The sequence below is a fragment of the Devosia sp. FKR38 genome (genome assembly GCF_005222805.1).
In the GTDB taxonomy this organism is placed as follows: domain Bacteria; phylum Pseudomonadota; class Alphaproteobacteria; order Rhizobiales; family Devosiaceae; genus Devosia.
The window spans coordinates 643,200-666,007 of the sequence record NZ_STGC01000002.1; the positions used below are offsets into that span (position 1 = coordinate 643,200).

Sequence of the window (22,808 nt, forward strand, 5' to 3'; positions counted from 1 at the left end):
AATTGACCATCACCAACGCGCTGGCCGGTATCGCGGTGGACGATCTGACGGATGCCCTCGATTTCTACGAACGCCTGTTTGGCCGGCCGCCCGACGCTCGCCCCATCAGCGATGTGGCCGAATGGAAACTGCCTGGCGGTGGCTGGGTGCAGATCACCGCCGATGCCGACCGGGCGGGGGCGAGCCTGCTGACCCTGATCGTGGATGATCTGGCCGAAGATCTCGGCCGATTGAGCCTGCAGGGCCTGATGCCGGTGGCCAAGTCGATGGGCGATTTCTTCAAGACCGCCAAGTTCCGCGATCCCGATGGCAATCAGATCGTGCTGAGCCAGCCCCAGCACGGCACCTACTGAGGCCGCGCGACTAGACGCGGCGCAGCTGCACCATCTCGATCAGATGGTCCTTGCCCTTTTTCAGCACCAGGTCGGCCCGGCCGCGCGTGGGCAGGACGTTGTCGAGCAGGTTGGGCAGGTTGATGGTGCGCCACACCATGCGGCCGAATTCGCCGGCCTCGGCCTCGTTCATCTCGGCAAAGCGGCGGAAGAAGGAGGTCGGGTCCTTAAAGGCCGTGTCGCGCAGCCGGAAGAAGCGCTCCATGAACCAGTCTTCGAGATCGGCATTGTCGGCGTCGATATAGATCGAGAAATCGATGAAGTCGGAGGCGAAGAGGATCGGCTTGCCGGTCTTGGGCAGTTCGCCCGGCTGCAGGATATTGAGCCCTTCCACGATCAGGATATCGGGGCGGTCGATCACCACCTCGCTGCCAGCCACCACGTCATAGACCAGGTGCGAATAGACCGGCACCTTGACGTCGCTCTTGCCCGATTTGATATCGGCCAGGAACTGCACGAAGCGGGTGCGGTCATAGCTTTCGGGAAAGCCCTTGCGGGCCATGATGCCGCGCTGTTCCAGCACCGCATTGGGGTAGAGAAAGCCGTCTGTGGTGACCAGATCCACCTTGGGGCTGGTCGGCCAGCGCTGCAGCAGCGCCTGGAGGATACGCGCGGTGGTCGATTTCCCCACTGCCACCGAACCGGCGACACCAATGATGAAGGGCACCTTCTGGTCGGCGGTTTCAAGGAAACGCGTCGAGACGGAATGCAGGTTCTGGATGGCCTCGACGTAAAACGAGAGGAGGCGCGTCAGCGGCAGATAGGTCTGTTCGGCCTCTTCGAGCGAAATGGGGTCGCTCAGCGTGCGCAGCCGGGCGATGTCCTCGGCGGTCAGCGTCATGGGCTCGTCGGCGCGCAGGGCGCTCCACTGTGCCTTGGTGAACTGGTGATAGGGCGCCAAGACCGGCTTGCGCTTGCTCATTACGCCTGGTCCTTGCGGGCGGCCTTCTCGGCCAGGCCCGACTGGGCGGTGCGGGCATCGAGCTCGGCCATCACGGCCGACAGCGGCACATTGGCGGCGCGCAGCACCACCAGCAGGTGATAGAGCACGTCAGCGCTTTCCTTGACCAGTTCGGGGCCATTACCGGTCACCGCGGCGATCACGGCTTCCGTCGCTTCCTCGCCGAGCTTTTGCGCGCATTTTTCCATGCCGCGGCTGATCAGCTTGGCGGTGTAGCTCTCATCGGGGGACGCCGCCGCGCGGCTGGCAATGCGGGCGTCGAGGTCGTCGAGGGTCATGTCCGTCAAGGCTCCATCATCCGCGCTGGCATCCCGGCCGTTTGGCCGGGGACAACCGTGTTGGGTCTGGCTTAGAGCAAATTATTGCCGCCGCGTCATCTGCGACCTCTGGCTCAGACGACGCCGTCCAGCCGCACCGCCACGCCATGGTCGGCCAGATAGCGCTTGGCCTGGGGAATGGTGAAGGTGCCGAAGTGGAAGATCGAAGCGGCGAGCACGGCATTGGCATGGCCTTCAACCACGCCATCGACCAGGTCCTGCAGCGAGCCGACACCGCCCGAGGCAATCACCGGCACGGGGACTTCATCGGCAATGGCCCGGGTCAGCTTGAGGTCAAAGCCGGACTTCGTGCCGTCGCGGTCCATCGAGGTCACCAGCAGTTCGCCGGCGCCGCGCTCAACCATGCGGGCGGCAAATTCCACCGCGTCGAGCCCGGTGGGCTTGCGCCCGCCATGGGTGAAGATTTCCCATTCGCTGCGGTTGTCGCCACCCACGGATTGGGTCAGGCGCTGCTTGGCGTCGACCGAGACGACGATGCACTGGTTGCCGAACTTGTCGGCGGCGCGGGCGATGAAGTCGGGGTCGCTGACGGCGGCCGAATTGATCGCCACCTTGTCGGCGCCGGCCAGCAGCAGCTTGCGGATATCCTCAATGCTGCGCACGCCGCCGCCCACGGTCACGGGCATGAAGCAGTGCTCGGCCGTGCGGGCGACGACGTCAAAAATCGTGTCGCGGCCCTCGTGGCTGGCGGTGATGTCGAGAAAGGTCAGCTCATCGGCGCCGGCCGCGTCATAGGCCATGGCTGCTTCCACCGGGTCGCCGGCGTCGCGCAGGTCAACGAAGTTGACGCCTTTGACGACGCGGCCACCCATGACATCGAGGCAAGGAATGAGGCGGGTCTTGAGGGTCAACGGCCGCGTCCTTTCTGGTTTGCGCGTCCTCGCGCCGCAGGCGCTGCGGGCGACGCGGGCGAGCCGCCCATGACATCAAGGCAGGGAATGAGACGGGTCTTGAGCGTCACTGTCGGGGATCCTTGGGTTGACCACTGCGCCGGCGCAGCGCGGCATAGAGCGCAAAGGCCAGCGAGAACAGCCACATGAAGAAAGCAAAAAGCGCAATGAGCAGGAACCAGCCGGGCAACCAATTGACCAGCGCCGCATAGCCCAGCGCCAATATGGGGATCGGCGCCAAGAGGTACCAGAGGAAGTTGATCGAGGTGACCAGGATCGGGCGCGGCGTGGCCATCACTGCGCGTCCTTCTGCCGGCGGCCCCAGATGATGCGGTGGATGATGGCGATCACCATGATGCCCACCAGACCCATGATGCCCAGCGGCAACGTCGCCAGCATCAGCCAGCCCATCACGCCGGTGAAATAGAGCGTGTCGCCCCAGTCCTGGCCCATGACCATGCAGGGGTGCGGGCTGCCTTCATCGACCTGGCAGCCGTTCATATCGGCGACAAAGGCGGTGAACAGCACCGAGAACAGCGGCAGGGCGGCGAGAAAAGCGATGGCGAAGCTGATCAGGCCATAGGTCAGCCAGGGAAAGCGCCGGGGCCGGGCGGGGGCGGGACTGCTCATGCGGCACCCTTGAGCCGAGCCAATGCTTCACGTGAATCAATGCGGCCATCGTAGAGCGCGCGGCCCGAGATGGCGCCTTCGAGCACTGCAGCATCCGGCCGGGTCAGCCGCTCGATATCGGCCATGGAGGCCAGCCCCCCCGAGGCGATCACCGGAATGGAGGTCGCGCGGGCCAGCTCGAGCGTCGACTCCCAGTTGATCCCGGCCAGCACGCCGTCGCGGTCGATGTCGGTATAGATGATGGCGGCGACGCCCGCGCCTTCGAAGCGCTTGGCCAATTCGATGATGGAGAGCTCGGAGGTTTCCGCCCAGCCTTCCACCGCCACCATGCCCTTGCGCGCATCAATGCCCACGGCCACCTGGCCGGGCCATTTCTGCGCGGCAGCCTTGACCAGCGCGGGGTCGCGCACCGCCACCGTTCCCAGGATCACGCGGGCCAGGCCCTTGTCGAGCCAGCTTTCGATATGGGCCAGCGTGCGGATGCCGCCGCCGAGCTGCACCGGAAAGTCCACGGCTTTGAGGATCGCCTCGACCGCCGCGCCATTGACGCTCTCGCCGGCAAAGGCGCCGTTGAGATCAACGACGTGCAGATACTCGAACCCCTGGTCCTCAAAGCTCTTCGCCTGAGCGGCAGGATCGTCGTTGAAAACGGTGGCCTGTTCCATGTCGCCCAGCTTGAGCCGCACGCATTGGCCGTCCTTGAGGTCGATGGCAGGAAACAGGATCATGGCGTCCACCTCAGGAAATTCTCGATCAGCTTGAGCCCCAGTGCCTGGCTTTTTTCCGGATGGAACTGGGTGCCGAAAATATTGTCGCGGCCGACGCAGGCGGTCAGCGGCCCGCCATAGTCGGTGGTGGCCAAAAGCGTATCGGGGCTCTCGGTCACCAAATGATAGGAATGCACGAAATAGGCGTGCAGCCCGTCGGGTCCGGCGGTGATGCCGTCGAACAGCGCATGCGGGCGGGTGATGGCGATGGTGTTCCAGCCCATATGCGGCACCTTGAGCGCCGGGTCGGCCGGGGTGATGGGCACCACCGCGCCGGGAATCCAGCCCAGGCCCGGGGTGATGGTCTTTTCGCGGCCCTCGCTGGCCAGCAGCTGCATGCCAACGCAGACGCCCAGGAAGGGCACGCCGCCCCGAATGACCCGCTCGGTCAGCACTTCGGCCATGCCGGTCACGGCATCGAGCCCGGCCTTGCAATCGGCAAAGGCGCCGACGCCGGGCAGCATTATGCGGTCGGCCCGGCGCACGCGCTCGGGGTCAGCGGTCACCTCGACGGTGATGCCGCCCAGGCCATCGGCCATGCGCTCGAAGGCCTTGGCGGCCGAGTGCAGATTGCCGGCGCCATAGTCGATGATGGTCACAAGGCTCATGCCAGTGCCTCCAGTTGGGCCATTTCGGCGCTCAGGGCGATGCGGGTGCCGCGATGGGTCCAGCCGCGCCAGACCAGGGCATGGCGGCGCAGGCCCGGCGCGGCAAAGCCGAGCCAGAGCGCCACCAGCAGATAAAGGCCAAAGGCTGCGTCGCCGCCGATGTAATCGGCCAGCACCAGCAGCGCGACCAGCTTGAGCACAAAGGCCACCAGCTCCAGCCAGAGCCCGTGGGCGATCAGGAACAGCGGCGGCAGCAGTGCGGCCAGCCAGGAGAAGCGCTCCGGCACAGCGACGGGCAGGTCGGGCCTGCCGGGCTTGGGGTCAAAAATAGCGTAGAGGGTCATGTCATCGCTTCCCGTGCGGCACCGTCCATCAAGCCCGATGGCCTGCCGGCACGCGCCGGAATGACCTCGAAATCTCAGGATGGACCCCGGCCTTGGTCGGGGCGTCACCGCGATGGTTTTGGACTTAGTGCAAAAGGGCCGCAAACGAAAGCCCGCGTTGCCACCACTCCAGCGACTGGCGCTGGGGCCTAGAGCGTGCCCTTGGTGCTGGGCACGCGGTCCGCCTGACGCGGATCGATCTCGACCGCCTCGCGCAGGGCGCGGGCCACGGCCTTGAACATGGACTCGGCCAGATGATGGTTGTTGTCGGCGTAGAAGTTCTCGATATGCAGCGTGATGCCGGCGTTCATGGCGAAGGCCTGGAAGAACTCGCGGAACAGCTCGGTGTCGATCTCGCCCACCTTGTCGCGGGTGAACTCGGCGCGGAACACCAGGAACGGCCGGCCCGACACATCCAGCGCGGCGCGGGTCAGCGTGCCATCCATGGGCAGGTCGGCGCTGGCATAGCGACGGATGCCCTTCTTGTCGCCCAGCGCCTGGCTGATCGCCTGGCCCAGCGCAATGCCGACGTCTTCCACCGTGTGGTGGAAGTCGATGTGCAGATCGCCCTTGCAGGAGATATCCATATCAATCAGCGAGTGCCGGCTGAGCTGGTCGAGCATGTGATCGAAAAAGCCCACCCCGGTCGCCATGGCATGGGCGCCCGTGCCGTCGAGGTTGATCGAGACGGCAATCTCGGTCTCGTTGGTCTTGCGGGCGATGGTGGCTTTACGCATGGGCAGATCTCCGAGGGGTCGGCAGTCCCTAGCAGATAGGCATGGTCAGGTGAAGATTGCGTTGAACCGGCTGATGGCGGTGCGGCGGGGTGTGAACGCCGTGACATCAGGGCCAAGCCTCACCCCCTCCCGGCCTCCCTCATAAAGGGGGAGGTGACGCTCCACTCTTGGGGCACAATCGTGTTCAACCCACCGGGCCGTACCTCCCCCTTGATGGGGGAGGCTAGGAGGGGGTGTTGGGAGCCCCTGGTTTCCGGGTTTCCCAATCCCCCTTATCCCCGCCCCCAAAATCCTGTGCCACACTGCCCCCATTCCCGCCGCTCACGCGGTGCCGACGAAGCATCGGGCGGGGAGACTGGCTGCATGGGGTCGCCCAGGCCGATGCGTGTATGCTGACCACCGGCCGGATGCGGGCCGTGGGGAGAGAGGGGCTGGGTGCCCCGCCCTACGCCGGCAGGTCCAACCCGAAAGGGCGGCCGCTCGATGCGTGCGCAGGAATACCAGCTCGTGTGAAGCGGCTTTCGCCTCTTCAATAAACAACCAGGCGGCGCAAGCCGTCCGGGGCGAAAGCCGCTTCATACCGTGTCCCCCAGGCGCCCTGGCGCCGAGGGGCGCTTGCGCGCGTCTGTTGCATTCCGTTCGGGGGCTCCTAAATATCACTCAACAATTCGGAGTATCTCCCACCATGAGTGATTCAGCATTCCCCGGCTGGCACGGGACGACGATCGTGTCCGTGCGCAAGGGCAACAAGGTCGTGGTCGCCGGCGATGGCCAGGTGTCCATGGGCCAGACCGTGATGAAGCACGGCGCCAAGAAGGTGCGGCGCCTGGCCGGCGGCAAGGTGATCGGCGGCTTTGCCGGCTCCACTGCCGATGCCTTCACGCTGTTTGAACGCCTCGAAGCCAAGCTCGAGCAATATCCCGACCAGCTGATGCGGGCGGCGGTCGAACTGGCCAAGGACTGGCGCGGCGATCGCTATCTGCGCAAGCTGGAAGCCATGATGATCGTGGCCGACAAGACCGACACGCTGGTGCTGACCGGCAATGGCGATGTGCTCACCCCCGACCATGGCGTCATCGCCATCGGCTCGGGCGGCAATTATGCCCATTCGGCGGCGCTGGCCCTGCATCAGGCCACCGAGCTCGACGCCGAGGACATCGCCCGCCGCGCCATGAAGATTGCCGAGGAGATCTGCGTCTATACCAATGGCAATGTGACGGTCGAAAGCATCGAGCTGGGCCAGTGAGCATCACCGTCCGGCTTCTGACGACCGACGACATGGCGGCCTATCGGGCGATTCGGCTGAAAAGCCTGCGCGATCATCCCGAAGCCTATGCCAGCACCTATGAAAGTGCGTCGGGCAAGCCCGATGACTACTGGACCCAGACGCTGGAGAAGCTCAGCCTGTTCGGCGCCGTGAACAAAGCTGGCCAGCTTGTTGGTCTGGCCGGCTTCATGGCCGAGCTGGGCGACAAGGACCGGCACAGGGGCTGGCTGATCCAGATGTATGTCGATCCGGCCTTGCGCGGCACAGGCTGCGCCATGGCGCTGGTTGAGACCATCCTCGATTATGCCCGGGGCCGCGTGCTGCAGCTGCATCTGGGTGTCTGGGATCAGAACCCGGCCGCCATCCGGTTCTATGAAAAAGCCGGCTTCCATATCTACGCCAGTGACCCCCGTGCCTATTACTGGGGCGGTCGGTTCTACGGCGATCATTTGATGGTGCGCTATCTCGACGAGGCACCAGGAAAGAACCAAAATGACTGAGACCAATTTCTCCCCCCGCGAGATCGTTTCCGAGCTGGACCGCCATATCGTAGGCCAGAACGACGCCAAGCGCGCCGTGGCCGTGGCCCTGCGCAATCGCTGGCGCCGGCAGCAGCTGCCGCCCGAGCTGCGCCGCGAGGTGAGCCCGAAGAACATTCTGATGATCGGCCCCACGGGCGTCGGCAAGACCGAGATTTCGCGCCGCCTGGCGCGCCTCGCCCAGGCGCCCTTCATCAAGGTGGAAGCCACCAAATTCACCGAAGTGGGCTATGTCGGCCGCGATGTCGAACAGATCATTCGTGACCTGGTGGAAGCCGGCATTGCCGTGCTGCGCGACAAGCGCCGCGCCGATGTGCAGGCCCAGGCGCATGCCAATGCGGAAAACCGCGTGCTCGATGCGCTGGTCGGCCAGTCGGCCGCGCCCTCGACCCGGGATTCGTTCCGCAAAAAGCTGCGCAACAATGAGCTTGATGACAGCGAAATCGAGATCGAGATGACGCCGGCGCCCAATACCGGCGGCTTCGAGATCCCCGGCATGCCCAATGGCGGCATCGGCATGATCAACCTCTCCGACATGTTCAAGTCGGCCATGGGCGGGCGGGGCGTCAAGCGCAAGGTCAAGGTCAAGGACGCCTATGAGCCGCTGATCGCCGAAGAGGCCGACAAGCTGCTCGATCAGGATCAGCTCAAGAGCGAGGCCATCGCCCTGGTGGAAAACCACGGCATCGTCTTCATCGACGAGATCGACAAGGTGGCCCATCGCGAAGGCGGCGCCCAGGGCGGTCCGTCGCGCGAAGGCGTGCAGCGCGATCTGTTGCCGCTGATCGAAGGCACCACGGTCTCGACCAAATATGGCCCGGTCAACACCGACCATATCCTGTTCATCGCCTCGGGCGCCTTCCATGTCAGCAAGCCCAGCGATCTCTTGCCCGAACTGCAGGGTCGCCTGCCGATCCGGGTCGAGCTCAAGGCGCTGACCCGCGAGGATTTCATCCGCATCCTCAACGACACCGAGGCGAGCCTGATCAAGCAATATGTGGCGCTGATGGGCACCGAGGGCGTGACGCTGACCTTTAGTCCGGACGCCATCGAGGCGATCGCCGATGCGGCCGTGCTGGTCAACAATACGGTCGAGAACATCGGCGCCCGCCGGCTGCAGACGGTGATGGAACGGCTGGTCGAAGACATCAGCTTTGAAGCCCCCGACAAGCCGGGCCAGACCATCGCCATCAACGCGGCCTTCGTCGCCGAAAAAGTCGGCGCCCTGGCCAAGGATACGGACCTCAGCAAGTTCGTGCTCTAGCCGCCGGCGCCTCGACGCAAAATCGCTCCGGTGGAGCGATTTTAGGCGGCTAGGCCCCAAGAGCTAGGCTCGAAGGGCCCGGATGCGCCGCATACACGATCTGCACCTCCCCCCATGATGGGGGAGGTTGGGAGGGGGTGTCGGGAGCCCCAATACAGGGGCCAGCCCCTACCGCTTGCGCCCCGAGCGCCGCATCAGCTCATCGCGCAAGAACTTCAAATCCTCGGTCTCGAGCCGGCTGATATCATCGCGCAGACGATTGGTCAGCTCGGTGGCTTCGGGGAGCATGCCGCCGGTATCGATGGTGACTTTTGGGTCGCTGACTTCGGCCAGGCGCTGCAGCTCCTCGGCCTCGTCCCAGATGACGTTGAAGAAGGCGATGATGCGATGCAGCAGAAATCCGGTCGGCTTGCCGCGCTTGCCATGTTCAAGCGCCGAGAGATAGGCGCTCGAGACATTGAGCGCGGCCGCCATGTCCTTGAGCGAGATGCCGCGCTCCTCGCGCATCTGCCGTATGCGGGCGCCCAGCGGGGTCATGCGCGGCGCAGGCGCACATACCAGGCGCCCTCCCCACCATGGCCGCGCGCGGCGACGCTCCAGCCCGAGACCATGGGCGACAGCGATGGTTCATTCAGCCAGATCGGCAGCATGGTGCGCAGCACCCCGCGCTCGGTCATGGCGGCGATATAGTCATTGTCGGTCTTGAGCCCCTTGCCGGTAATGACCAGCACCGTCCGGTCGCCGCGCGAAAAGCGGGTGTGCAGGAACCCATGCAGCGCGCTGCGCGCCTCAGTCTGGGTCATGCCATGCAGGTCAATGCGCGCATCGATATCGATGCGGCCGCGGCCGACCTTCTTGCGGATGGCGGGGTCGACTGCCTTGTCGGGCAGATTGGCCTGTGGCGCCGGCGCCTGGTATGGCGGCAGAAATGGCCGGCGTGGCGGCTGCCGCTTGGGCGGTGGCGGCGCCGAGGGCGTGGTGGTGACGGGCACCGATTCGGGTTCGGGCAGCGGCAGCGGGCCAGTGCCGAGCTTGAGCAATCCCTTGCGCCGCAGGGGATCGACCGTAGCGGCCACGGCCGTCCACAGGTGGAAATCATGCGGCAGGCGCTTGTTGTCGCGCTTGGACATGGAAAGGTGCCGCCCGGCTCTGGCCTGGTCCTTAGTCGAGCTGGCTGGTGGTCACGACTTTCCAGTTCGGGTCGCGCGATTTCGGATTGCGCTGGAAGGTCCATTCGTCGGCGATGGTCTGCACCTGGTCGGCATTGCCCTCAACGAGCGTACCGGCCTTGTCGCGCGTGGCCGAGACCACTTCGGCGTGGAAGCGGATGGTCACCAGCACGTTCTTGCGGTCGTATTCGGCGTCGGAGAATTCGACCTTGGGCAGGCCCACAAAGGTGAAGTCCACGGTCTGGCCAGCGGCTTCGCGCTCGGCGATGGCGCTCTGGAAGCCGTCAAACACGTCCTTTTCCAGCAGATTCTTGAGGGTAGCGCGATCGCCCGATGCATAGGCGGTGACGATCATCTCATAGGCCTGCTTGGCGCCTTCGAGGAAGCTCTTGGGGGTAAAGGTCGGATCGACCTCGGCCACGGCGCGCAGGCCGGTGGCCAGTTCGGCATCGCTGCGGGCAAACTGCTCGATCTCGGCCTCGAGCTTGCGGTTGCGGCGGTCATCGTCCAGCTCCGGGGCGGCCGTGCCGCGCGGCTGCATGGGCACGACCACATCGTCCTTGGCCACCGGGTCAGCCGGCTTGCGGCGCTCCACCGGCGGGCGCTCGGTGCCGGTGCGGGTCCCCAGCACGGAGCGCAGGCGGAACAGCACGAAAACCGCGATGGCGATCACAATGAGAGTGGGCAGATCGAAGAATTCGTCCATTGGGCAATGCACCTTACCGTCAACTGCGCCAAGAAATGACGCGGGAGCGCTCGCTGAGCGCAGGAATTGACCTATATATAGGGAAAGCCTCACCCCAAAACCAGTTCACGATGGGGCGAACGCTGATTTGCCGCGCCGCCGCGGGAAGGACATCACACGTGTTGCGATTTATTGCCCTGGGGTTTCTGGCCCTGCCCATTATCGAGATCGCCTTGTTCATCAAGGTCGGCCAGTCCATTGGCCTGTGGCCGACCCTGGCGCTGGTGATCGGCGCCGGCATTGCCGGCAGCCTGTTGCTGCGCCTGCAGGGCATCCAGATCCTGAGCCAAATGCGCAGCAATGTCAGCGCCGGCCGCCTGCCGGCCCGCGATCTGGCCGATGCGATGATGATCGGGCTGGCCGCCGTGCTGCTGGTGCTGCCGGGCTTTCTCAGCGACATCGTCGCTTTGGCCCTGCTGCTGCCGCCGGTGCGCGGGCTGATCTACGATAGCCTCGCCAAACGCGTCACCGTGGTCAATGCCAGCAGCTACACCAGCTACACCCGTCCGGGCGTGCCGCCAGAGGATCGGCGCGTCGATGGTCCGGCGGTGATTGACCTCGATGACGAGCATTATCGTCCCAAGTGAACCGCCCGCTGCCGCCAGTAACCTTGCCATGGCTCGCACGCTTGTGACTGTCCGGCAAAGGTGGTAGCCAGCTTCAACGTTTTTCGACAAAGGAACCGTCTATGTCCGACGAGACCCAGGGCGAAGCATCCGCCCAGGCCAACATGCCCTCGATGAACATGGTGGGCCAGTATATCCGCGACCTGTCGTTCGAGAATCCGGGCGCACCCGCCTCGATCATGACCGGCGGCGGCAACCCGGCCTTCAACGTCTCCATCTCGGTGGCGGTCAAGAAGCAGGCCGATGACATCTATGCCGTCGAGCTGACGCTGAACGCCAAGGCCAATCGCGAACAGGCCATCCTGTTCAATGTCGAGCTGATCTATGGCGGCGTGTTCCGTCTCAAGAATGTGCCCGAGGCCACGCTCAGCCAGTTGCTGATGATCGAATGCCCGCGCCTGATCTTCCCGTTCGCCCGCCAGGTGCTGGCCAGCGTCACCCAGCAGGGCGGCTTCCCGCCGCTGATGATGGAGCCGGTCGATTTCGCCGCCATCTATCGGCAGAATCTGGCCAAGCTCGCCGCCCAGCAGGGCGCAGCCCAGCCGGCGACCGACAAGCCGAACTGATTTTTCGCAATAACGCAAAGCCTTACAAACCCCCGGAGCAATCTGGGGGTTTTGTTATCCCCGGGGGCTCGGAACCGGCTTATTTATCGTAGCTGGCCCACAGCGCTTCGGGCCCCAGCCCCGCGACAAAGGCGGCATGGGCCTCGCGCTCGGCCTGGCTGATGCGGGGTGGCAGTGATGTGGGACGGGGCAGGGCAATGGTGCGACCGGCAATGGCATCGGCGCCCGAGACATTACTTTCTGCGATCAGCGCCAGGCTCACCTGCTTGCCGCCGATCAGCTCGAGATAAACTTCGGCCAGGATCTCGCTGTCGAGCAGCGCGCCATGGAGGGTCCGGCGCGAATTGTCGATGCCATAGGTCTTGCACAGGGCATCAAGGCTCACCCTTGCGCCCGGGTGTTTTTGCCGCGCCAGTTGCACGGTATCGATCACCACATTGGGCAGCGCCCGCTGGCCGGCTTTCTCCAGCTCGGCATTGAGAAAGCCCATGTCAAAGGCGGCATTGTGGATGATCAGCGTGGCATCGCCGATAAAGGCGCGGAAATCGGCCTCGACATCCTTGAACAGCGGCTTGTCGGCCAGGAATTCCTCGCTCAGCCCATGCACGCGGAAGGCCTCTTCGGGCATGGAGCGCTGCGGGTTGATATAGACGTGGAAGGTCTGGCCGGTGGGGATGTGATTGATCAGCTCGACGCAGCCGATTTCGACCAGGCGGTCGCCCGAAGCGGGGGAGAGGCCGGTGGTTTCGGTATCGAGCACGATCTCGCGGGTCATGACATCGCCTTCCTGGCGCGAATGGCGGCCACCAATGCGGCCACCTGTTCGCGGGTCTTGTCGATGGGCAGGCCGGTATCAAAGAGATAGCTCGCCCGGGCCTTCTTGTCGTCCTGCGGCATCTGGCGGGCAAGGATGGTGTCGAGCTTTTCCCCGCTCATTGCGGGTCGTGCCAGCGCCCGCTGGCGCTGGATGGCGGGATCGACCCAGGTGACGCCGATGGCGTCAAAGCCATAGTCATGCCCGCTCTCGAACAGCAGCGGCACTTCGACGACGGCCAGGGGCGCGCCATCGGCCTCGGCCTTGGCCAGAAAAGCAGCGATGCCGGCGCGGACCATGGGGTGGACGACAGCCTCCAGCGCGGCAAAGCCGCTGGGGTCGGCCGCCAGCTTGGCCGCCAGGAGACCGCGATCAATCTTGCCGTCGCGTTCGACGCCGGGGAACAGTGCCGCAACCGGCGCCACCGCGGCCCCGGCATAAAGCGCGGCGACGACGTCATCGGCCGAGAGCACCGGCACCCCCAGATCGGCAAAGGCCTTGAGGACGGTGGATTTCCCGGTGGCTATCGAGCCCGTCAAGCCAATGCGCCACATGCTCAATGCTCCAGTGTCGCCTCGATGGCGGCGCGCAGGTCGGGGGTCACACTTGGCCGCGTGCCAAACCAGGCCGCAAAGCCCGGCACCGCCTGATGCAGCAGCATGCCCAGACCATCGACTGTGCGCAGGCCACGGGCTTGCGCATCGGCCAAAAGCGGCGTGGTGCGCGGCACATAAACGATGTCGGTCACCAGCGCCGTGGCCGGCAGGCGATGGAGATCAATGTCCTCAAACCGGCTGCCATGCATGCCCACCGAGGATGTGTTGACCACTAGCCTTGCGTCGCCGGCCAGGGCGTTGAAATCGGCCAGCGCGCTGGGCGTGATGGCGCCGCCCAGTTCGCGCGCCAGCTTCTCGGCCGTCGCGACGGTGCGATTGAGCAGCACCACCGGGATATCCCGGCTCTGCAGCGCCACAAGGATGGCCCGCGCCGCGCCGCCGGCCCCCAAGACGATAGCGGGACCCGTGCCCTTGTCCCAGCCCGGCGCCCCGGCATCGAGATTGCCGAGAAAGCCGAGATAGTCGGTGTTGCTGCCGGCAACCTGGCCATTGGTCACCACGAGCGTATTGACCGCGCCAATGGTGCGGGCCAGCGGATCAATGCTGTCGCACAGGGCAAACACGGCTTCCTTGTGCGGAATGGTGACATTGCCGCCGGCAAATTCCCCGGCCCGCAGCCTCTCAAAGAACGTGGGCAAGTCCGCCGGGGCGACGTCGATCGCCTCATAACTGCCGTCGATGCCGTGCTCGGCCAGCCAGCGCCCATGGATCAGGGGCGAACGCGAATGGTTGATCGGATGGCCGATCACAAAAGCCTTGATGCTCACTGCAGTGTCTCGGGCGCAAAGCTGCGCAGGGCGGCCAGCAGCGGCAGAAGCGGGAGGCCCAGAATGGTGAAATAATCGCCGGTCACGGTTTCAAACAGCCGGATCGAGGGGCCTTCCAGCCGATAGCCACCCACCGAGGCCAGCACCGCATCGCCCTCGCGGTCGAGCACATCGTTGCGCTCTTGGGCGGTAAAGTCGCGCATGGTGAGCTCGGCGGTCTGCACGTCGGACCACAAGATAGTGCCGTCGCGCACCAGGCTCACCGCCGCATGCAGGCGATGGGTCTTGCCGCGCAGATGGTCGAGCTGGTTGGCGGCGTCGCTGCGATTGGCCGGCTTGTGCAAAAGCTCGGTGCCCAGGCTCAGCGTCTGGTCGGCACCGATCACAATGGCGCCCGGATGGGCGGCGGAAACCGCCTCGGCCTTGCGTTGCGCCAGGATAATGGCGACGTCCCGGCCGTCGCCGCCGGCAGCAATCGCGCTGGCTTCGAGCCCGCGTTCATCGACCTCGGCCGGCACGCTGGAAAAACGCAATCCAGCCTGCTGCAGCAAGGCTTTGCGGGTGGCGCTGCGGGATGCAAGGATCAACATGGGCACCATGTTTTCCACACTGTCATGCACAGCTCAAGCCCAAGCTGTGACAATGACTCATGGTTTTGCCGATCGGCCAAACTTGTCCCCGCTGGTTACCAAAGTGTTAACACTCCGGCTGCGGGGGAGGGGTCGGCAGACTAGGGGATAGCTCTGGGGATAAGTGTTCGCGCGGCGATCGGGGCTACTAAGCGGTTTTGCACATGCCAAAGCGAATCATTGACTCCGGAGTCGCCGCGTTAAGCTTTCGTTAAGGGTTAGGGCGGCGTGTCGGAGGCGATGCCCCGAACCGTCTGTTAACAGGGCATTAACCATGAGCCTGCGCGCTTGTGCCGCCACGAGCGCGATTGTGGAGAGCGATGAATTGGCTCAAAACACCGCCATGATAATACAAATACTAAGTCAGAAAGACTCTTTGGGGTTTTTGGAAAGGGAAGTTTGACGTGAGCCATAAGCCTTTGCTCGCCACGGTCCTGGGCGAACGCCAGACGCGTCCCCCGGTGTGGATCATGCGTCAGGCCGGCCGCTATCTGCCCGAGTACCGGCAGACCCGCGCCCTCGCCAGGGACTTCCTCGATCTCTGCTACACGCCAGACCTGGCTGTGGAAGTCTCGCTGCAGCCGCTGCGACGCTTTGATCTCGACGCCGCCATCATGTTCTCCGACATTCTGGTGGTCCCTGATGCCCTGGGCCAGAAGGTTCGCTTTGAACAAGGCGAGGGGCCCATCCTTGAGCCGGTGACCGAAGAGACGATCGGTGCGCTCAAGCCCGAACGGGCTTTGGCCCATTTGGCGCCGATGTTTGAGACACTGTCTCGTCTGCGCGCCGAGCTGGCTGACGACAAGACGCTGATTGGCTTCTGCGGTTCGCCCTGGACGGTGGCCACCTATATGATTGGCGGCCGCGGGTCGACGGACCAGGCTGCGGCGCGGCTCTTCGCCCTGCGCCACCCAGAGGCCTTTGCCGCCCTGATGGATGTTCTGGTGGCGACGAGCATCGACTATCTCGTTGGGCAATTTGAAGCGGGCGCCGATGTGGTGCAGCTGTTTGAGAGCTGGGCGCTCAACCTGGACGATGCGGCTTTTGAAACGCAGGTGATTGCCCCCAATCGCCGGATCGTTGAGGGCGTGCGCGCCCGCGTGCCCAATGCGCCGATCATCGGCTTTCCGCGCGGCGCAGCCGGCAATCTGGCGCGCTATGCGGCCGGCACCGGCGTTAATGCCCTGGGTCTTGATTATGCCACGCCGCTCGACTTTGCCGCGCAGCATCTGCCGGCGGGTCTCACGGTGCAGGGAAACCTCGATCCACTGCGCCTCGTAGCCGGTGGCGCGCAGATGGATGAGCGAGTCGACGCAATCATTGCCGCTCTTGCCGACCGGCCGCATATCTTCAATCTTGGCCATGGCATTGTGCCCGAAACGCCCATCGAGCACGTCGCCCGCTTGATCGAACGGGTCAAGGCCGGCTAACTGGCCGAAACTCTAGAGGATTCGACGATGGAATGGGTCAAGGCACTGCATGTGCTCTCGGTGATCGCCTGGATGGCCGCGCTGCTCTATCTGCCACGGCTGTTCGTCTATCACGCCGGCGCCACGGTGGGTTCCGAGCTCTCTGAAACGCTCAAGATCATGGAGCGCCGGCTCTATCGCGGCATCATGACCCCGGCGATGATCGCCACCTGGATTTTCGGGCTCTGGCTGGCCTTTGGCTATGGCCTGGTGGATTTCTCGCAGGGCTGGATGTGGCTCAAAGCTGTGATGGTCATTGCGCTCAGCGGCATGCATGGCTTTTACGGTTCGCTGCTGCGAGCCTTTGCGCAAGACCGCAATACGCGCAGCCACAAGTTCTTCCGCTCGATCAACGAAATCCCCTTCGTCATCGCGGCTGTTATCGTGATTGCGGTGATTGTGAAGCCCTTCTAGGGGCTGTTTCACGTGAATCGGCCGGTCCGTCCGCGGTTTCAATCTTGAAACTGGCGGCGGATCGGGTTACATGGGTTTTAACGCATCCCATCAATGAGCTGACCGGCCCCGGTCGCTGCGCGGTGCCTACCCTCCCAAAACGACTAGCCGTCCAGATTTCCCTCAAGGGTTTATCCGCTACATGCAGAATATGAAGCTCAGTGAGCTCAAGGCCAAATCCCCGGCCGAACTGTTGGTGTTCGCCGAAGAACACGAGGTCGAGAATGCCTCGACCATGCGCAAACAGGAATTGATGTTTGCCATTCTCAAGGAACTTGCCGCCCAGGAAGTCGATATCACCGGCGAGGGCGTGGTTGAGGTTCTCCCCGACGGGTTCGGGTTTCTGCGCTCCCCTGATGCCAATTATCTTCCCGGTCCTGACGATATCTACGTCAGCCCCTCGCAAATTCGCCGCTTTGGTCTGCGGACCGGCGACACGGTTGAAGGCCAGATCCGGTCTCCCAAGGAAGGCGAGCGCTATTTCGCGCTGCTCAAGGTCAACACCATCAATTTCGAAGACCCCGAGGCTGTTCGCCACAAGGTCAATTTCGACAATCTGACGCCGCTCTATCCCGATGAACGCCTGCGCATGGAGATCGATGATCCCACGCTCAAGGATCGCTCGGGCCGTGTCATTGATCTGGTTGCTCCGCTCGGCAAGGGCCAGCGCTGCCTGATCGTCGCGCCGCCGCGCGTCGGCAAGACCATCATGATGCAGAATATCGCGCGCTCGATCTCGACCAATCATCCCGAGTGCTATCTGATCGTGCTGCTCATCGACGAGCGGCCCGAAGAAGTCACCGACATGCAGCGCACCGTGAAGGGCGAGGTGATTGCCTCGACCTTTGACGAGCCGGCGATCCGTCACGTCCAGGTGGCCGAGATGGTCATCGAAAAGGCTAAGCGGCTGGTCGAACACAAGCGCGATGTGGTGATCCTGCTCGACAACATCACCCGCCTCGGCCGCGCCTATAACACCGTTGTTCCGTCATCGGGCAAGGTGCTGACCGGTGGTGTGGACGCCAATGCGCTGCAGCGCCCGAAGCGCTTCTTTGGCGCCGCCCGCAATATCGAAGAAGGTGGCTCGCTCACCATCATCTCGACCGCGCTGATCGATACCGGCAGCCGCATGGACGAAGTGATCTTTGAAGAATTCAAGGGCACCGGCAACTCGGAAATCGTGCTCGATCGCAAGATTGCAGACAAGCGCGTCTTCCCGGCCATCGATATTTTGAAATCCGGCACGCGCAAAGAAGAACTGCTGGTTGCTCCAGATGCGCTCAAGAAGACTTATGTCTTGCGCCGTATTCTGAACCCGATGGGGACAGTGGATGCTATCGACTTCTTGCTCGATAAGCTGCGCCAGACCAAGAACAATGCCGAATTCTTCGAATCGATGAATACGTAACTGTGATGGGCGCGCTGCTTCATGCCGTCGCCCATTTCATTGCCTGACCCCATGCGGTCAGGCGATACCATTGTGGCGCTGTCCTCCGGGGCAACGCCATCTGGGGTGGCGGTGATCCGTCTCTCGGGCCCCTCTGTCTCCAGCATTGTTGCGACTATCGCCGGTTCCCTGCCGGAACCGCGGCGCCTGGTGCTGCGCCCCATCGGTAACCACTCCCTGCTTGATCGTGGCCTTGTGGCCTGGTTTCCGGGCCCAGCCAGCTTCACTGGCGAGGATTGTGCCGAGCTGCAGGTGCATGGCTCCCCGGCCGGGGTTCGGGCCATCCTGAAGCTCCTGACGCAATTGGGCGCACGCCTGGCCGAGGCCGGCGAATTCACCCGCCGCGCCTTCGAAAATGGCAAGCTCGATCTCGTCGAGATCGAAGGCCTGGGCGATCTGCTCGACGCGGAAACCGAAAATCAACGCCGCCAGGCCCTGGCGCGATTCGAGGGTGGGTTGACCCAGCGCATCGATGGCTGGCGTCACCACTTGCTCGATCTGCGCGCCGAGATCGAAGCCAATCTCGATTTTTCCGATGAAGGTGACGTCGGCGACGCCCTGCCGGCCAGCTTTGGCGCTGATATTGCCGCCCTACGTGCAGACATCGACACGGCGCTGCAATCGGTCGAACACGGCCGCATCATTCGCGAAGGCATTCGCGTGGCGCTGGCCGGCCCGCCCAATGCCGGCAAGTCGAGCCTCCTCAATGCGCTGGCCAAATCCGACATCGCCATTGTCACCGACGAGGCCGGCACCACGCGCGACGTGCGCGAAGTGCCGCTCGACATCAATGGCCAGCTCTATGTGCTGCTCGACCTGGCCGGGCTGCGCGACACCGACAGCAAGGCCGAGGCCGAAGGCGTGCGCCGCGCGCGCCTCGCCATTGAGCAGGCCGATATTGTGCTCTGGCTCCAGGCGCCCGATATTGCGGCGACGGATGATCCGCTGGTCGAGCGCGCCGACATCACCGTGGCGACCAAAAGCGATCTGGACCATCCCGGCAGCGCCGACATCGCGGTGTCTGCCATGACGGGCGCTGGCATCAACGACCTCCTGGCCGCTATCGAGATTGTGGGCCAGGGGCTGACCGGCACGGGATCGATGCTCCTGAGCCGGGAACGTGATAGACTGGCGCTGACGGCGGCAGTGGCGGCCTTGGATCAGGCAGCTGCGCAATTGGCACAGCCCGAACTGGCTGCCGAAAGCCTGCGGCAGGCATCGCAGGCGCTCGAACGGTTGATCGGTCGCATCGATGCCGAGCGGGTTCTGGATCGGCTGTTTTCGAGTTTCTGCATCGGCAAATGATTCACGTGAAACACTGCGGACGAGGCTGTGAATTGATTCACGTGAAACATTGCCCTATGGACCGCGACCGGAGAACACACCCATGAGCGATTTTGCCGTTGTCGTTGTCGGAGGAGGCCATGCCGGCTGCGAAGCCGCCGCCGCCTCGGCGCGCCTGGGCGTCCCCACGGCCCTGATCACCCACAAGTTCGCGACCATAGGCGAGATGAGCTGCAATCCGGCCATCGGTGGCTTGGGCAAGGGCCATCTGGTGCGCGAAATCGACGCCATGGACGGGCTGATGGGCCGCGTCGCCGATGCCGCCGGCATCCAGTTTCGCGTGCTCAATCGCCGCAAGGGTCCCGCCGTGCGCGGACCGCGCGCCCAGGCCGATCGCAAGCTCTATCGGCTGGCCATGCAGGCGGCCATATCAGCGCAGCCCATTCTCACGGTGATCGAAGGCGAAGTCGATGACATCATCGTCGAGGCTGGCGCCATCACCGGCGTGCGCCTGCTCGATGGCCGCGCCTTCGGTACCCGCGCCGTGGTGCTGACCACCGGTACTTTTCTGCGCGGGCTGATTCATCGCGGCGAAGAGACGGTGCCGGCCGGTCGCGTCGGTGAGGCGCCAGTGCTGGGCCTCTCCACCCGGCTCGAAGCGCTGGGCCTGGCGCTGGGGCGTCTCAAGACTGGCACGCCGGCGCGGCTCGATGGCAGCAGCATTGACTTCTCGGTGCTGGAATCGCAACCCGGCGACGAACCGCCGGAGCCGTTTTCGGCGCTGACGACGGCCATAACCACGCCGCAGATTGCCTGCCACATCACCCGCACCACGCAGGAAACGCACCGGATCATTTCCGATAATCTGCATCGCTCGGCGATGTATTCGGGCCGCATCCAGAGCCGCGGGCCGCGCTACTGTCCCTCGATCGAGGACAAGATCGTCCGCTTTGCCGATCGCGAGAGTCACCAGATCTTCCTTGAGCCCGAAGGGCTTGATGATACGACCATCTATCCCAATGGTCTGTCGACCTCGCTGCCGGCCGACGTGCAGGAGGCCTTCCTGCGCTCCATGCCGGGGCTGGAAAACGTGCGGATCGTGCGGCCAGGCTATGCGATCGAATATGACTATGTCGATCCGCGCGAATTGCGCTCGACGCTCGAGGTCAAGCGACAGCCGGGCCTGTACCTCGCTGGCCAGATCAATGGCACCACCGGCTATGAAGAGGCCGGCGCCCAGGGCCTGCTGGCCGGCGCCAACGCCGCCCTGGCCACGGCAGGGCGTGAGCCGCTGGTCCTCTCGCGCACCGAGAGCTATCTCGGCGTCATGGTCGATGATCTGGTGACGCGCGGGGTCTCCGAGCCCTATCGCATGTTCACCTCACGCGCCGAGTTCCGCCTGCATCTGCGCGCTGACAATGCCGACCAGCGGCTGACGCCGCTGGCCATGTCCACGGGCCTGGTTGGCGAGCAACGGTCCGAACTCTATCTGGAAAAGGCAGAGGCTCTCGCCACAGGCCGGGCCCTGTTGCGCCAGCTGAGTGCGACGCCCAGCGTGGCGCGCAAGGCCGGCATTGCCGTCAATGAGGACGGCAAGCTGCGTTCGGCCTTCGACCTGTTGTCCTATCCTGACGTGACGCCCGCTGATGCGACGCGGCTGTGGCCCGAGATCGCTGGCATTGCCCCGGCGGTGCTGGACCAGTTGGTGGTAGATGCCCAATATGCCGTCTATCTGGACCGTCAGCGCGATGACATTGAGACGGTGCGGCGCGACGAACAGAAGTCGATCCCTCAGGCCATCGACTATGACGCCATTCCCGGCCTCTCCATGGAACTGCGGCAAAAGCTCAAGCAGCTGCGACCGCAGACCATTGCCCAAGCCCAGGCCATGGACGGTATGACGCCGGCCGCCGTCACCCTGCTGCTGGCGGTGATCCGCCGCGGCGAATTGCGCAAGGCCAGCTGATGCCCGAACTGTCCGCCATCGCGCCCTATGAGCGCCATTTTGTCCGCCCCATCGAGGCCGTTGCTGCCGATCTGGAATCCTATGCTGTCCTGATGCGCAAGTGGCAGTCCATACAGAATCTTGTTTCACGTGAAACACTCAACGAGGTCTGGACCCGGCATTTTGCCGACAGCCTGCAGGTGCTGAACCTGCTCACCGAGTCGGACAAGAGCTTCATCGATATGGGCAGCGGTGGCGGCCTGCCAGCATTGCCTCTCGCGATCGCCCTCAAGGGTTCGAATCGCCACTTCACGCTGATGGAGCCCAATGGGCGAAAGGTCAGTTTCCTGCGCACCGTGGCGCGCGAGCTCAGGCTGATGGTAACCGTCGAAGGGCGGCGCACCGATCAGATTGATTCACGTGAGACACCGCCCGCCGACGTCATCACCTCGCGCGCGCTGGCCAGTCTGCCGCAATTGTGCGGCTGGATGGCGCCGTTCATGACGCCCAAGACACGGGCGATCCTGCACAAAGGGCGGGAACATGTTGAAGAACTCGCCGAAAGCGCTACGCGCTGGAGCTACGACGTGTTAATAACCCCTAGTGACACTGATCGAAGCGGTGTCCTTCTCACGCTGAGCAATTTGCGAGAGAAATCAGTTAGTTAGCGGCGAACGAGCTGGAGGCCGATAGTGGCGCCCCGTATCCTGACACTGGCCAATCAGAAAGGCGGCGTGGGCAAGACCACGACTGCCATCAATCTCGCCACGGCCCTGGCGGCTATTGGCGAACGCGTGCTTATTGTTGACCTCGATCCGCAGGGCAATGCCTCGACGGGTCTGGGCATTTCCCGCACGGATCGCGAAGTTTCGTCCTATGACCTGCTGGTCGGCGAAGCCAGCGTGGCCCAGGCGGCGATCATGACCAGCGTGCCCAATGTGGCCATTGTCCCCTCGACCATGGACCTGCTGGGCGTCGAGCTGACCATTGCCGGCCATGCCGATCGGGCCTTCAAGCTGCGCAATGCCTTCAAGCAGCTCAACGAGCTCAGCATCAATGACAAGCCGGTCAGCTACATCCTGATCGATTGCCCGCCGTCGCTGAACCTGCTCACCGTCAATTCGCTGGTGGCGGCCGATGCCGTGCTGGTGCCGCTGCAGTGCGAGTTTTTCGCGCTGGAGGGCCTGAGCCAGCTTCTGCAGACCATCGAGCAGATCCGCTCGACGCTCAATCCGCGCCTGTCCATCCAGGGCGTGGTGATGACCATGTTCGACAAGCGCAATAATCTGAGCGAACAGGTGCTGCACGACGTGCGCAGTGAAATGGGCGACCTGGTCTATGACACGGTGATCCCGCGAAATGTGCGCTTGTCGGAGGCACCCTCCTATGGCAAGCCCGCGCTGCTATATGATTTGAAATGTGCCGGCAGCCAGGCCTATCTGCGCCTGGCTACCGAAGTGATCCGCCGCGAGCGGCAGCTCAACGCGGCATAGGAGCCCGT

29 protein-coding genes are annotated in these 22,808 nt (G+C 64.0%); 13 read left to right on the forward strand and 16 right to left on the reverse strand.

Annotated features, from left to right (window positions below; genetic code table 11):
* Positions 1–2: 2 nt before the first annotated feature.
* Positions 3–353, forward strand: a complete 351-nt coding sequence (locus E8M79_RS03130) for a VOC family protein (RefSeq protein ID WP_137150462.1) — start codon at positions 3–5, stop codon at positions 351–353.
* Between the two features lie 10 nt (positions 354–363).
* Here E8M79_RS03130 and coaA read toward each other — a convergent pair whose 3' ends face one another.
* The 9 genes from coaA to hisB form a co-directional block, all read right to left on the reverse strand.
* The gene (gene coaA / locus E8M79_RS03135) at positions 364–1,314 is read right to left on the reverse strand and encodes a type I pantothenate kinase (protein ID WP_137150463.1); all 951 of its coding nucleotides are present in this window, start codon (positions 1,312–1,314) and stop codon (positions 364–366) included.
* A complete protein-coding gene (locus tag E8M79_RS03140) occupies positions 1,314–1,640 on the reverse strand; it encodes a phosphoribosyl-ATP diphosphatase (protein WP_137150464.1) in 327 nt (108 codons plus the stop codon). The genes coaA and E8M79_RS03140 overlap by 1 nt, the downstream gene beginning before the upstream one ends.
* Before the next feature lie 104 nt (positions 1,641–1,744).
* On the reverse strand, positions 1,745–2,542 hold the full coding sequence (hisF, locus tag E8M79_RS03145) for an imidazole glycerol phosphate synthase subunit HisF (RefSeq protein WP_137150465.1): 798 nt from the start codon (positions 2,540–2,542) through the stop codon (positions 1,745–1,747).
* Between the two features lie 106 nt (positions 2,543–2,648).
* Positions 2,649–2,876, reverse strand: coding sequence for a hypothetical protein (locus E8M79_RS03150; protein ID WP_137150466.1), 228 nt, complete (start codon positions 2,874–2,876; stop codon positions 2,649–2,651).
* Positions 2,876–3,211 (reverse strand): hypothetical protein, encoded by a 336-nt coding sequence (locus tag E8M79_RS03155; protein ID WP_137150467.1) that lies wholly within the window; start codon positions 3,209–3,211, stop codon positions 2,876–2,878. Before E8M79_RS03155 ends, E8M79_RS03150 begins: the two co-directional genes overlap by 1 nt.
* Entirely contained in the window at positions 3,208–3,939 is a 732-nt protein-coding gene (gene hisA, locus E8M79_RS03160; protein ID WP_137150468.1) for a 1-(5-phosphoribosyl)-5-[(5-phosphoribosylamino)methylideneamino]imidazole-4-carboxamide isomerase, read from the reverse strand. The genes E8M79_RS03155 and hisA overlap by 4 nt, the downstream gene beginning before the upstream one ends.
* On the reverse strand, positions 3,936–4,586 hold the full coding sequence (hisH, locus tag E8M79_RS03165; protein WP_137150469.1) for an imidazole glycerol phosphate synthase subunit HisH: 651 nt from the start codon (positions 4,584–4,586) through the stop codon (positions 3,936–3,938). The genes hisA and hisH overlap by 4 nt, the downstream gene beginning before the upstream one ends.
* A complete protein-coding gene (locus E8M79_RS03170; RefSeq protein WP_137150470.1) occupies positions 4,583–4,930 on the reverse strand; it encodes a DUF2628 domain-containing protein in 348 nt (115 codons plus the stop codon). The genes hisH and E8M79_RS03170 overlap by 4 nt, the downstream gene beginning before the upstream one ends.
* A gap of 188 nt (positions 4,931–5,118) precedes the next feature.
* The gene (gene hisB, locus E8M79_RS03175) at positions 5,119–5,706 is read right to left on the reverse strand and encodes an imidazoleglycerol-phosphate dehydratase HisB (protein ID WP_137150471.1); all 588 of its coding nucleotides are present in this window, start codon (positions 5,704–5,706) and stop codon (positions 5,119–5,121) included.
* Between the two features lie 685 nt (positions 5,707–6,391).
* Between hisB and hslV the strand changes: the two genes are divergently transcribed.
* From hslV to hslU, 3 genes are read left to right on the forward strand one after another with little or no spacing between them, the layout of a single operon-like run.
* On the forward strand, positions 6,392–6,952 hold the full coding sequence (hslV, locus tag E8M79_RS03180) for an ATP-dependent protease subunit HslV (protein WP_137150472.1): 561 nt from the start codon (positions 6,392–6,394) through the stop codon (positions 6,950–6,952).
* Entirely contained in the window at positions 6,949–7,473 is a 525-nt protein-coding gene (locus E8M79_RS03185) for a GNAT family N-acetyltransferase (RefSeq protein WP_137150473.1), read from the forward strand. The genes hslV and E8M79_RS03185 overlap by 4 nt, the downstream gene beginning before the upstream one ends.
* Entirely contained in the window at positions 7,466–8,776 is a 1,311-nt protein-coding gene (gene hslU / locus E8M79_RS03190; protein ID WP_137150474.1) for an ATP-dependent protease ATPase subunit HslU, read from the forward strand. The genes E8M79_RS03185 and hslU overlap by 8 nt, the downstream gene beginning before the upstream one ends.
* 168 nt (positions 8,777–8,944) lie before the next feature.
* Here the strand turns inward: hslU and E8M79_RS03195 are convergent, their stop codons facing one another.
* The 3 genes from E8M79_RS03195 to E8M79_RS03205 are packed head-to-tail and all read right to left on the reverse strand — an operon-like array spanning position 8,945 to position 10,651.
* On the reverse strand, positions 8,945–9,313 hold the full coding sequence (locus E8M79_RS03195) for a helix-turn-helix transcriptional regulator (protein WP_137150475.1): 369 nt from the start codon (positions 9,311–9,313) through the stop codon (positions 8,945–8,947).
* Positions 9,310–9,906, reverse strand: coding sequence for a Smr/MutS family protein (locus tag E8M79_RS03200; protein WP_137150476.1), 597 nt, complete (start codon positions 9,904–9,906; stop codon positions 9,310–9,312). Before E8M79_RS03200 ends, E8M79_RS03195 begins: the two co-directional genes overlap by 4 nt.
* A gap of 31 nt (positions 9,907–9,937) precedes the next feature.
* Positions 9,938–10,651 carry a Tim44/TimA family putative adaptor protein gene (locus tag E8M79_RS03205; RefSeq protein ID WP_137150477.1) on the reverse strand — a complete coding sequence of 238 codons (714 nt, stop codon included), beginning with the start codon at positions 10,649–10,651 and terminating at the stop codon, positions 9,938–9,940.
* 158 nt (positions 10,652–10,809) lie between these two features.
* On the opposite strand from E8M79_RS03205, the gene E8M79_RS03210 reads away from it, so the two are divergent.
* Both E8M79_RS03210 and secB read left to right on the forward strand, forming a co-directional pair.
* Positions 10,810–11,277 (forward strand): FxsA family protein, encoded by a 468-nt coding sequence (locus tag E8M79_RS03210; RefSeq protein ID WP_171015681.1) that lies wholly within the window; start codon positions 10,810–10,812, stop codon positions 11,275–11,277.
* Positions 11,278–11,378: 101 nt separating this feature from the next.
* Positions 11,379–11,882 carry a protein-export chaperone SecB gene (gene secB, locus E8M79_RS03215; RefSeq protein WP_137150479.1) on the forward strand — a complete coding sequence of 168 codons (504 nt, stop codon included), beginning with the start codon at positions 11,379–11,381 and terminating at the stop codon, positions 11,880–11,882.
* Between the two features lie 79 nt (positions 11,883–11,961).
* Here secB and dnaQ read toward each other — a convergent pair whose 3' ends face one another.
* Genes dnaQ through E8M79_RS03235 form a run of 4 tightly spaced genes read right to left on the reverse strand, consistent with a single transcriptional unit; the run spans position 11,962 to position 14,679 of the window.
* Positions 11,962–12,657: a DNA polymerase III subunit epsilon gene (gene dnaQ, locus E8M79_RS03220; RefSeq protein ID WP_137150480.1), complete on the reverse strand. Its 696-nt coding sequence runs from the start codon at positions 12,655–12,657 to the stop codon at positions 11,962–11,964.
* On the reverse strand, positions 12,654–13,250 hold the full coding sequence (gene coaE / locus E8M79_RS03225; protein ID WP_137150481.1) for a dephospho-CoA kinase: 597 nt from the start codon (positions 13,248–13,250) through the stop codon (positions 12,654–12,656). Before coaE ends, dnaQ begins: the two co-directional genes overlap by 4 nt.
* A 2-nt stretch (positions 13,251–13,252) precedes the next feature.
* The gene (locus E8M79_RS03230; RefSeq protein WP_137150482.1) at positions 13,253–14,080 is read right to left on the reverse strand and encodes a shikimate dehydrogenase; all 828 of its coding nucleotides are present in this window, start codon (positions 14,078–14,080) and stop codon (positions 13,253–13,255) included.
* Positions 14,077–14,679, reverse strand: a complete 603-nt coding sequence (locus E8M79_RS03235) for a Maf family protein (RefSeq protein WP_137150859.1) — start codon at positions 14,677–14,679, stop codon at positions 14,077–14,079. The genes E8M79_RS03230 and E8M79_RS03235 overlap by 4 nt, the downstream gene beginning before the upstream one ends.
* A 434-nt stretch (positions 14,680–15,113) precedes the next feature.
* On the opposite strand from E8M79_RS03235, the gene hemE reads away from it, so the two are divergent.
* The 7 genes from hemE to E8M79_RS03270 all read left to right on the forward strand — a co-directional run bounded on the left by hemE (position 15,114) and on the right by E8M79_RS03270 (position 22,800).
* The gene (hemE, locus tag E8M79_RS03240) at positions 15,114–16,139 is read left to right on the forward strand and encodes a uroporphyrinogen decarboxylase (protein WP_137150483.1); all 1,026 of its coding nucleotides are present in this window, start codon (positions 15,114–15,116) and stop codon (positions 16,137–16,139) included.
* Between the two features lie 27 nt (positions 16,140–16,166).
* Positions 16,167–16,592, forward strand: a complete 426-nt coding sequence (gene hemJ / locus E8M79_RS03245) for a protoporphyrinogen oxidase HemJ (protein ID WP_137150484.1) — start codon at positions 16,167–16,169, stop codon at positions 16,590–16,592.
* Between the two features lie 181 nt (positions 16,593–16,773).
* The gene (gene rho, locus E8M79_RS03250) at positions 16,774–18,039 is read left to right on the forward strand and encodes a transcription termination factor Rho (protein WP_137150485.1); all 1,266 of its coding nucleotides are present in this window, start codon (positions 16,774–16,776) and stop codon (positions 18,037–18,039) included.
* 51 nt (positions 18,040–18,090) lie between these two features.
* Positions 18,091–19,383 carry a tRNA uridine-5-carboxymethylaminomethyl(34) synthesis GTPase MnmE gene (mnmE, locus tag E8M79_RS03255; protein WP_137150860.1) on the forward strand — a complete coding sequence of 431 codons (1,293 nt, stop codon included), beginning with the start codon at positions 18,091–18,093 and terminating at the stop codon, positions 19,381–19,383.
* A gap of 82 nt (positions 19,384–19,465) precedes the next feature.
* Entirely contained in the window at positions 19,466–21,328 is a 1,863-nt protein-coding gene (gene mnmG, locus E8M79_RS03260) for a tRNA uridine-5-carboxymethylaminomethyl(34) synthesis enzyme MnmG (RefSeq protein ID WP_137150486.1), read from the forward strand.
* Positions 21,328–21,975, forward strand: a complete 648-nt coding sequence (rsmG, locus tag E8M79_RS03265; protein WP_137150487.1) for a 16S rRNA (guanine(527)-N(7))-methyltransferase RsmG — start codon at positions 21,328–21,330, stop codon at positions 21,973–21,975. The genes mnmG and rsmG overlap by 1 nt, the downstream gene beginning before the upstream one ends.
* A 24-nt stretch (positions 21,976–21,999) precedes the next feature.
* Positions 22,000–22,800 (forward strand): ParA family protein, encoded by an 801-nt coding sequence (locus E8M79_RS03270; protein WP_137150488.1) that lies wholly within the window; start codon positions 22,000–22,002, stop codon positions 22,798–22,800.
* Positions 22,801–22,808 lie beyond the last annotated feature (8 nt).

What these genes read in the sequence shown, in the direction of transcription:
- coaA (WP_137150463.1), bottom strand. Translation starts at nt 1,314, where the DNA reads ATGAGCAAGCGCAAGCCGGTCTTGGCGCCCTATCACCAGTTCACCAAG.
- E8M79_RS03150 (WP_137150466.1), bottom strand. Translation starts at nt 2,876, where the DNA reads ATGGCCACGCCGCGCCCGATCCTGGTCACCTCGATCAACTTCCTCTGG.
- E8M79_RS03155 (WP_137150467.1), bottom strand. Translation starts at nt 3,211, where the DNA reads ATGAGCAGTCCCGCCCCCGCCCGGCCCCGGCGCTTTCCCTGGCTGACC.
- hisA (WP_137150468.1), bottom strand. Translation starts at nt 3,939, where the DNA reads ATGATCCTGTTTCCTGCCATCGACCTCAAGGACGGCCAATGCGTGCGG.
- hisH (WP_137150469.1), bottom strand. Translation starts at nt 4,586, where the DNA reads ATGAGCCTTGTGACCATCATCGACTATGGCGCCGGCAATCTGCACTCG.
- E8M79_RS03170 (WP_137150470.1), bottom strand. Translation starts at nt 4,930, where the DNA reads ATGACCCTCTACGCTATTTTTGACCCCAAGCCCGGCAGGCCCGACCTG.
- hisB (WP_137150471.1), bottom strand. Translation starts at nt 5,706, where the DNA reads ATGCGTAAAGCCACCATCGCCCGCAAGACCAACGAGACCGAGATTGCC.
- hslV (WP_137150472.1), top strand. Translation starts at nt 6,392, where the DNA reads ATGAGTGATTCAGCATTCCCCGGCTGGCACGGGACGACGATCGTGTCC.
- hslU (WP_137150474.1), top strand. Translation starts at nt 7,466, where the DNA reads ATGACTGAGACCAATTTCTCCCCCCGCGAGATCGTTTCCGAGCTGGAC.
- E8M79_RS03195 (WP_137150475.1), bottom strand. Translation starts at nt 9,313, where the DNA reads ATGACCCCGCTGGGCGCCCGCATACGGCAGATGCGCGAGGAGCGCGGC.
- E8M79_RS03200 (WP_137150476.1), bottom strand. Translation starts at nt 9,906, where the DNA reads ATGTCCAAGCGCGACAACAAGCGCCTGCCGCATGATTTCCACCTGTGG.
- E8M79_RS03205 (WP_137150477.1), bottom strand. Translation starts at nt 10,651, where the DNA reads ATGGACGAATTCTTCGATCTGCCCACTCTCATTGTGATCGCCATCGCG.
- secB (WP_137150479.1), top strand. Translation starts at nt 11,379, where the DNA reads ATGTCCGACGAGACCCAGGGCGAAGCATCCGCCCAGGCCAACATGCCC.
- dnaQ (WP_137150480.1), bottom strand. Translation starts at nt 12,657, where the DNA reads ATGACCCGCGAGATCGTGCTCGATACCGAAACCACCGGCCTCTCCCCC.
- coaE (WP_137150481.1), bottom strand. Translation starts at nt 13,250, where the DNA reads ATGTGGCGCATTGGCTTGACGGGCTCGATAGCCACCGGGAAATCCACC.
- E8M79_RS03235 (WP_137150859.1), bottom strand. Translation starts at nt 14,679, where the DNA reads ATGGTGCCCATGTTGATCCTTGCATCCCGCAGCGCCACCCGCAAAGCC.
- hemJ (WP_137150484.1), top strand. Translation starts at nt 16,167, where the DNA reads ATGGAATGGGTCAAGGCACTGCATGTGCTCTCGGTGATCGCCTGGATG.
- rho (WP_137150485.1), top strand. Translation starts at nt 16,774, where the DNA reads ATGCAGAATATGAAGCTCAGTGAGCTCAAGGCCAAATCCCCGGCCGAA.
- mnmE (WP_137150860.1), top strand. Translation starts at nt 18,091, where the DNA reads ATGCGGTCAGGCGATACCATTGTGGCGCTGTCCTCCGGGGCAACGCCA.
- mnmG (WP_137150486.1), top strand. Translation starts at nt 19,466, where the DNA reads ATGAGCGATTTTGCCGTTGTCGTTGTCGGAGGAGGCCATGCCGGCTGC.
- rsmG (WP_137150487.1), top strand. Translation starts at nt 21,328, where the DNA reads ATGCCCGAACTGTCCGCCATCGCGCCCTATGAGCGCCATTTTGTCCGC.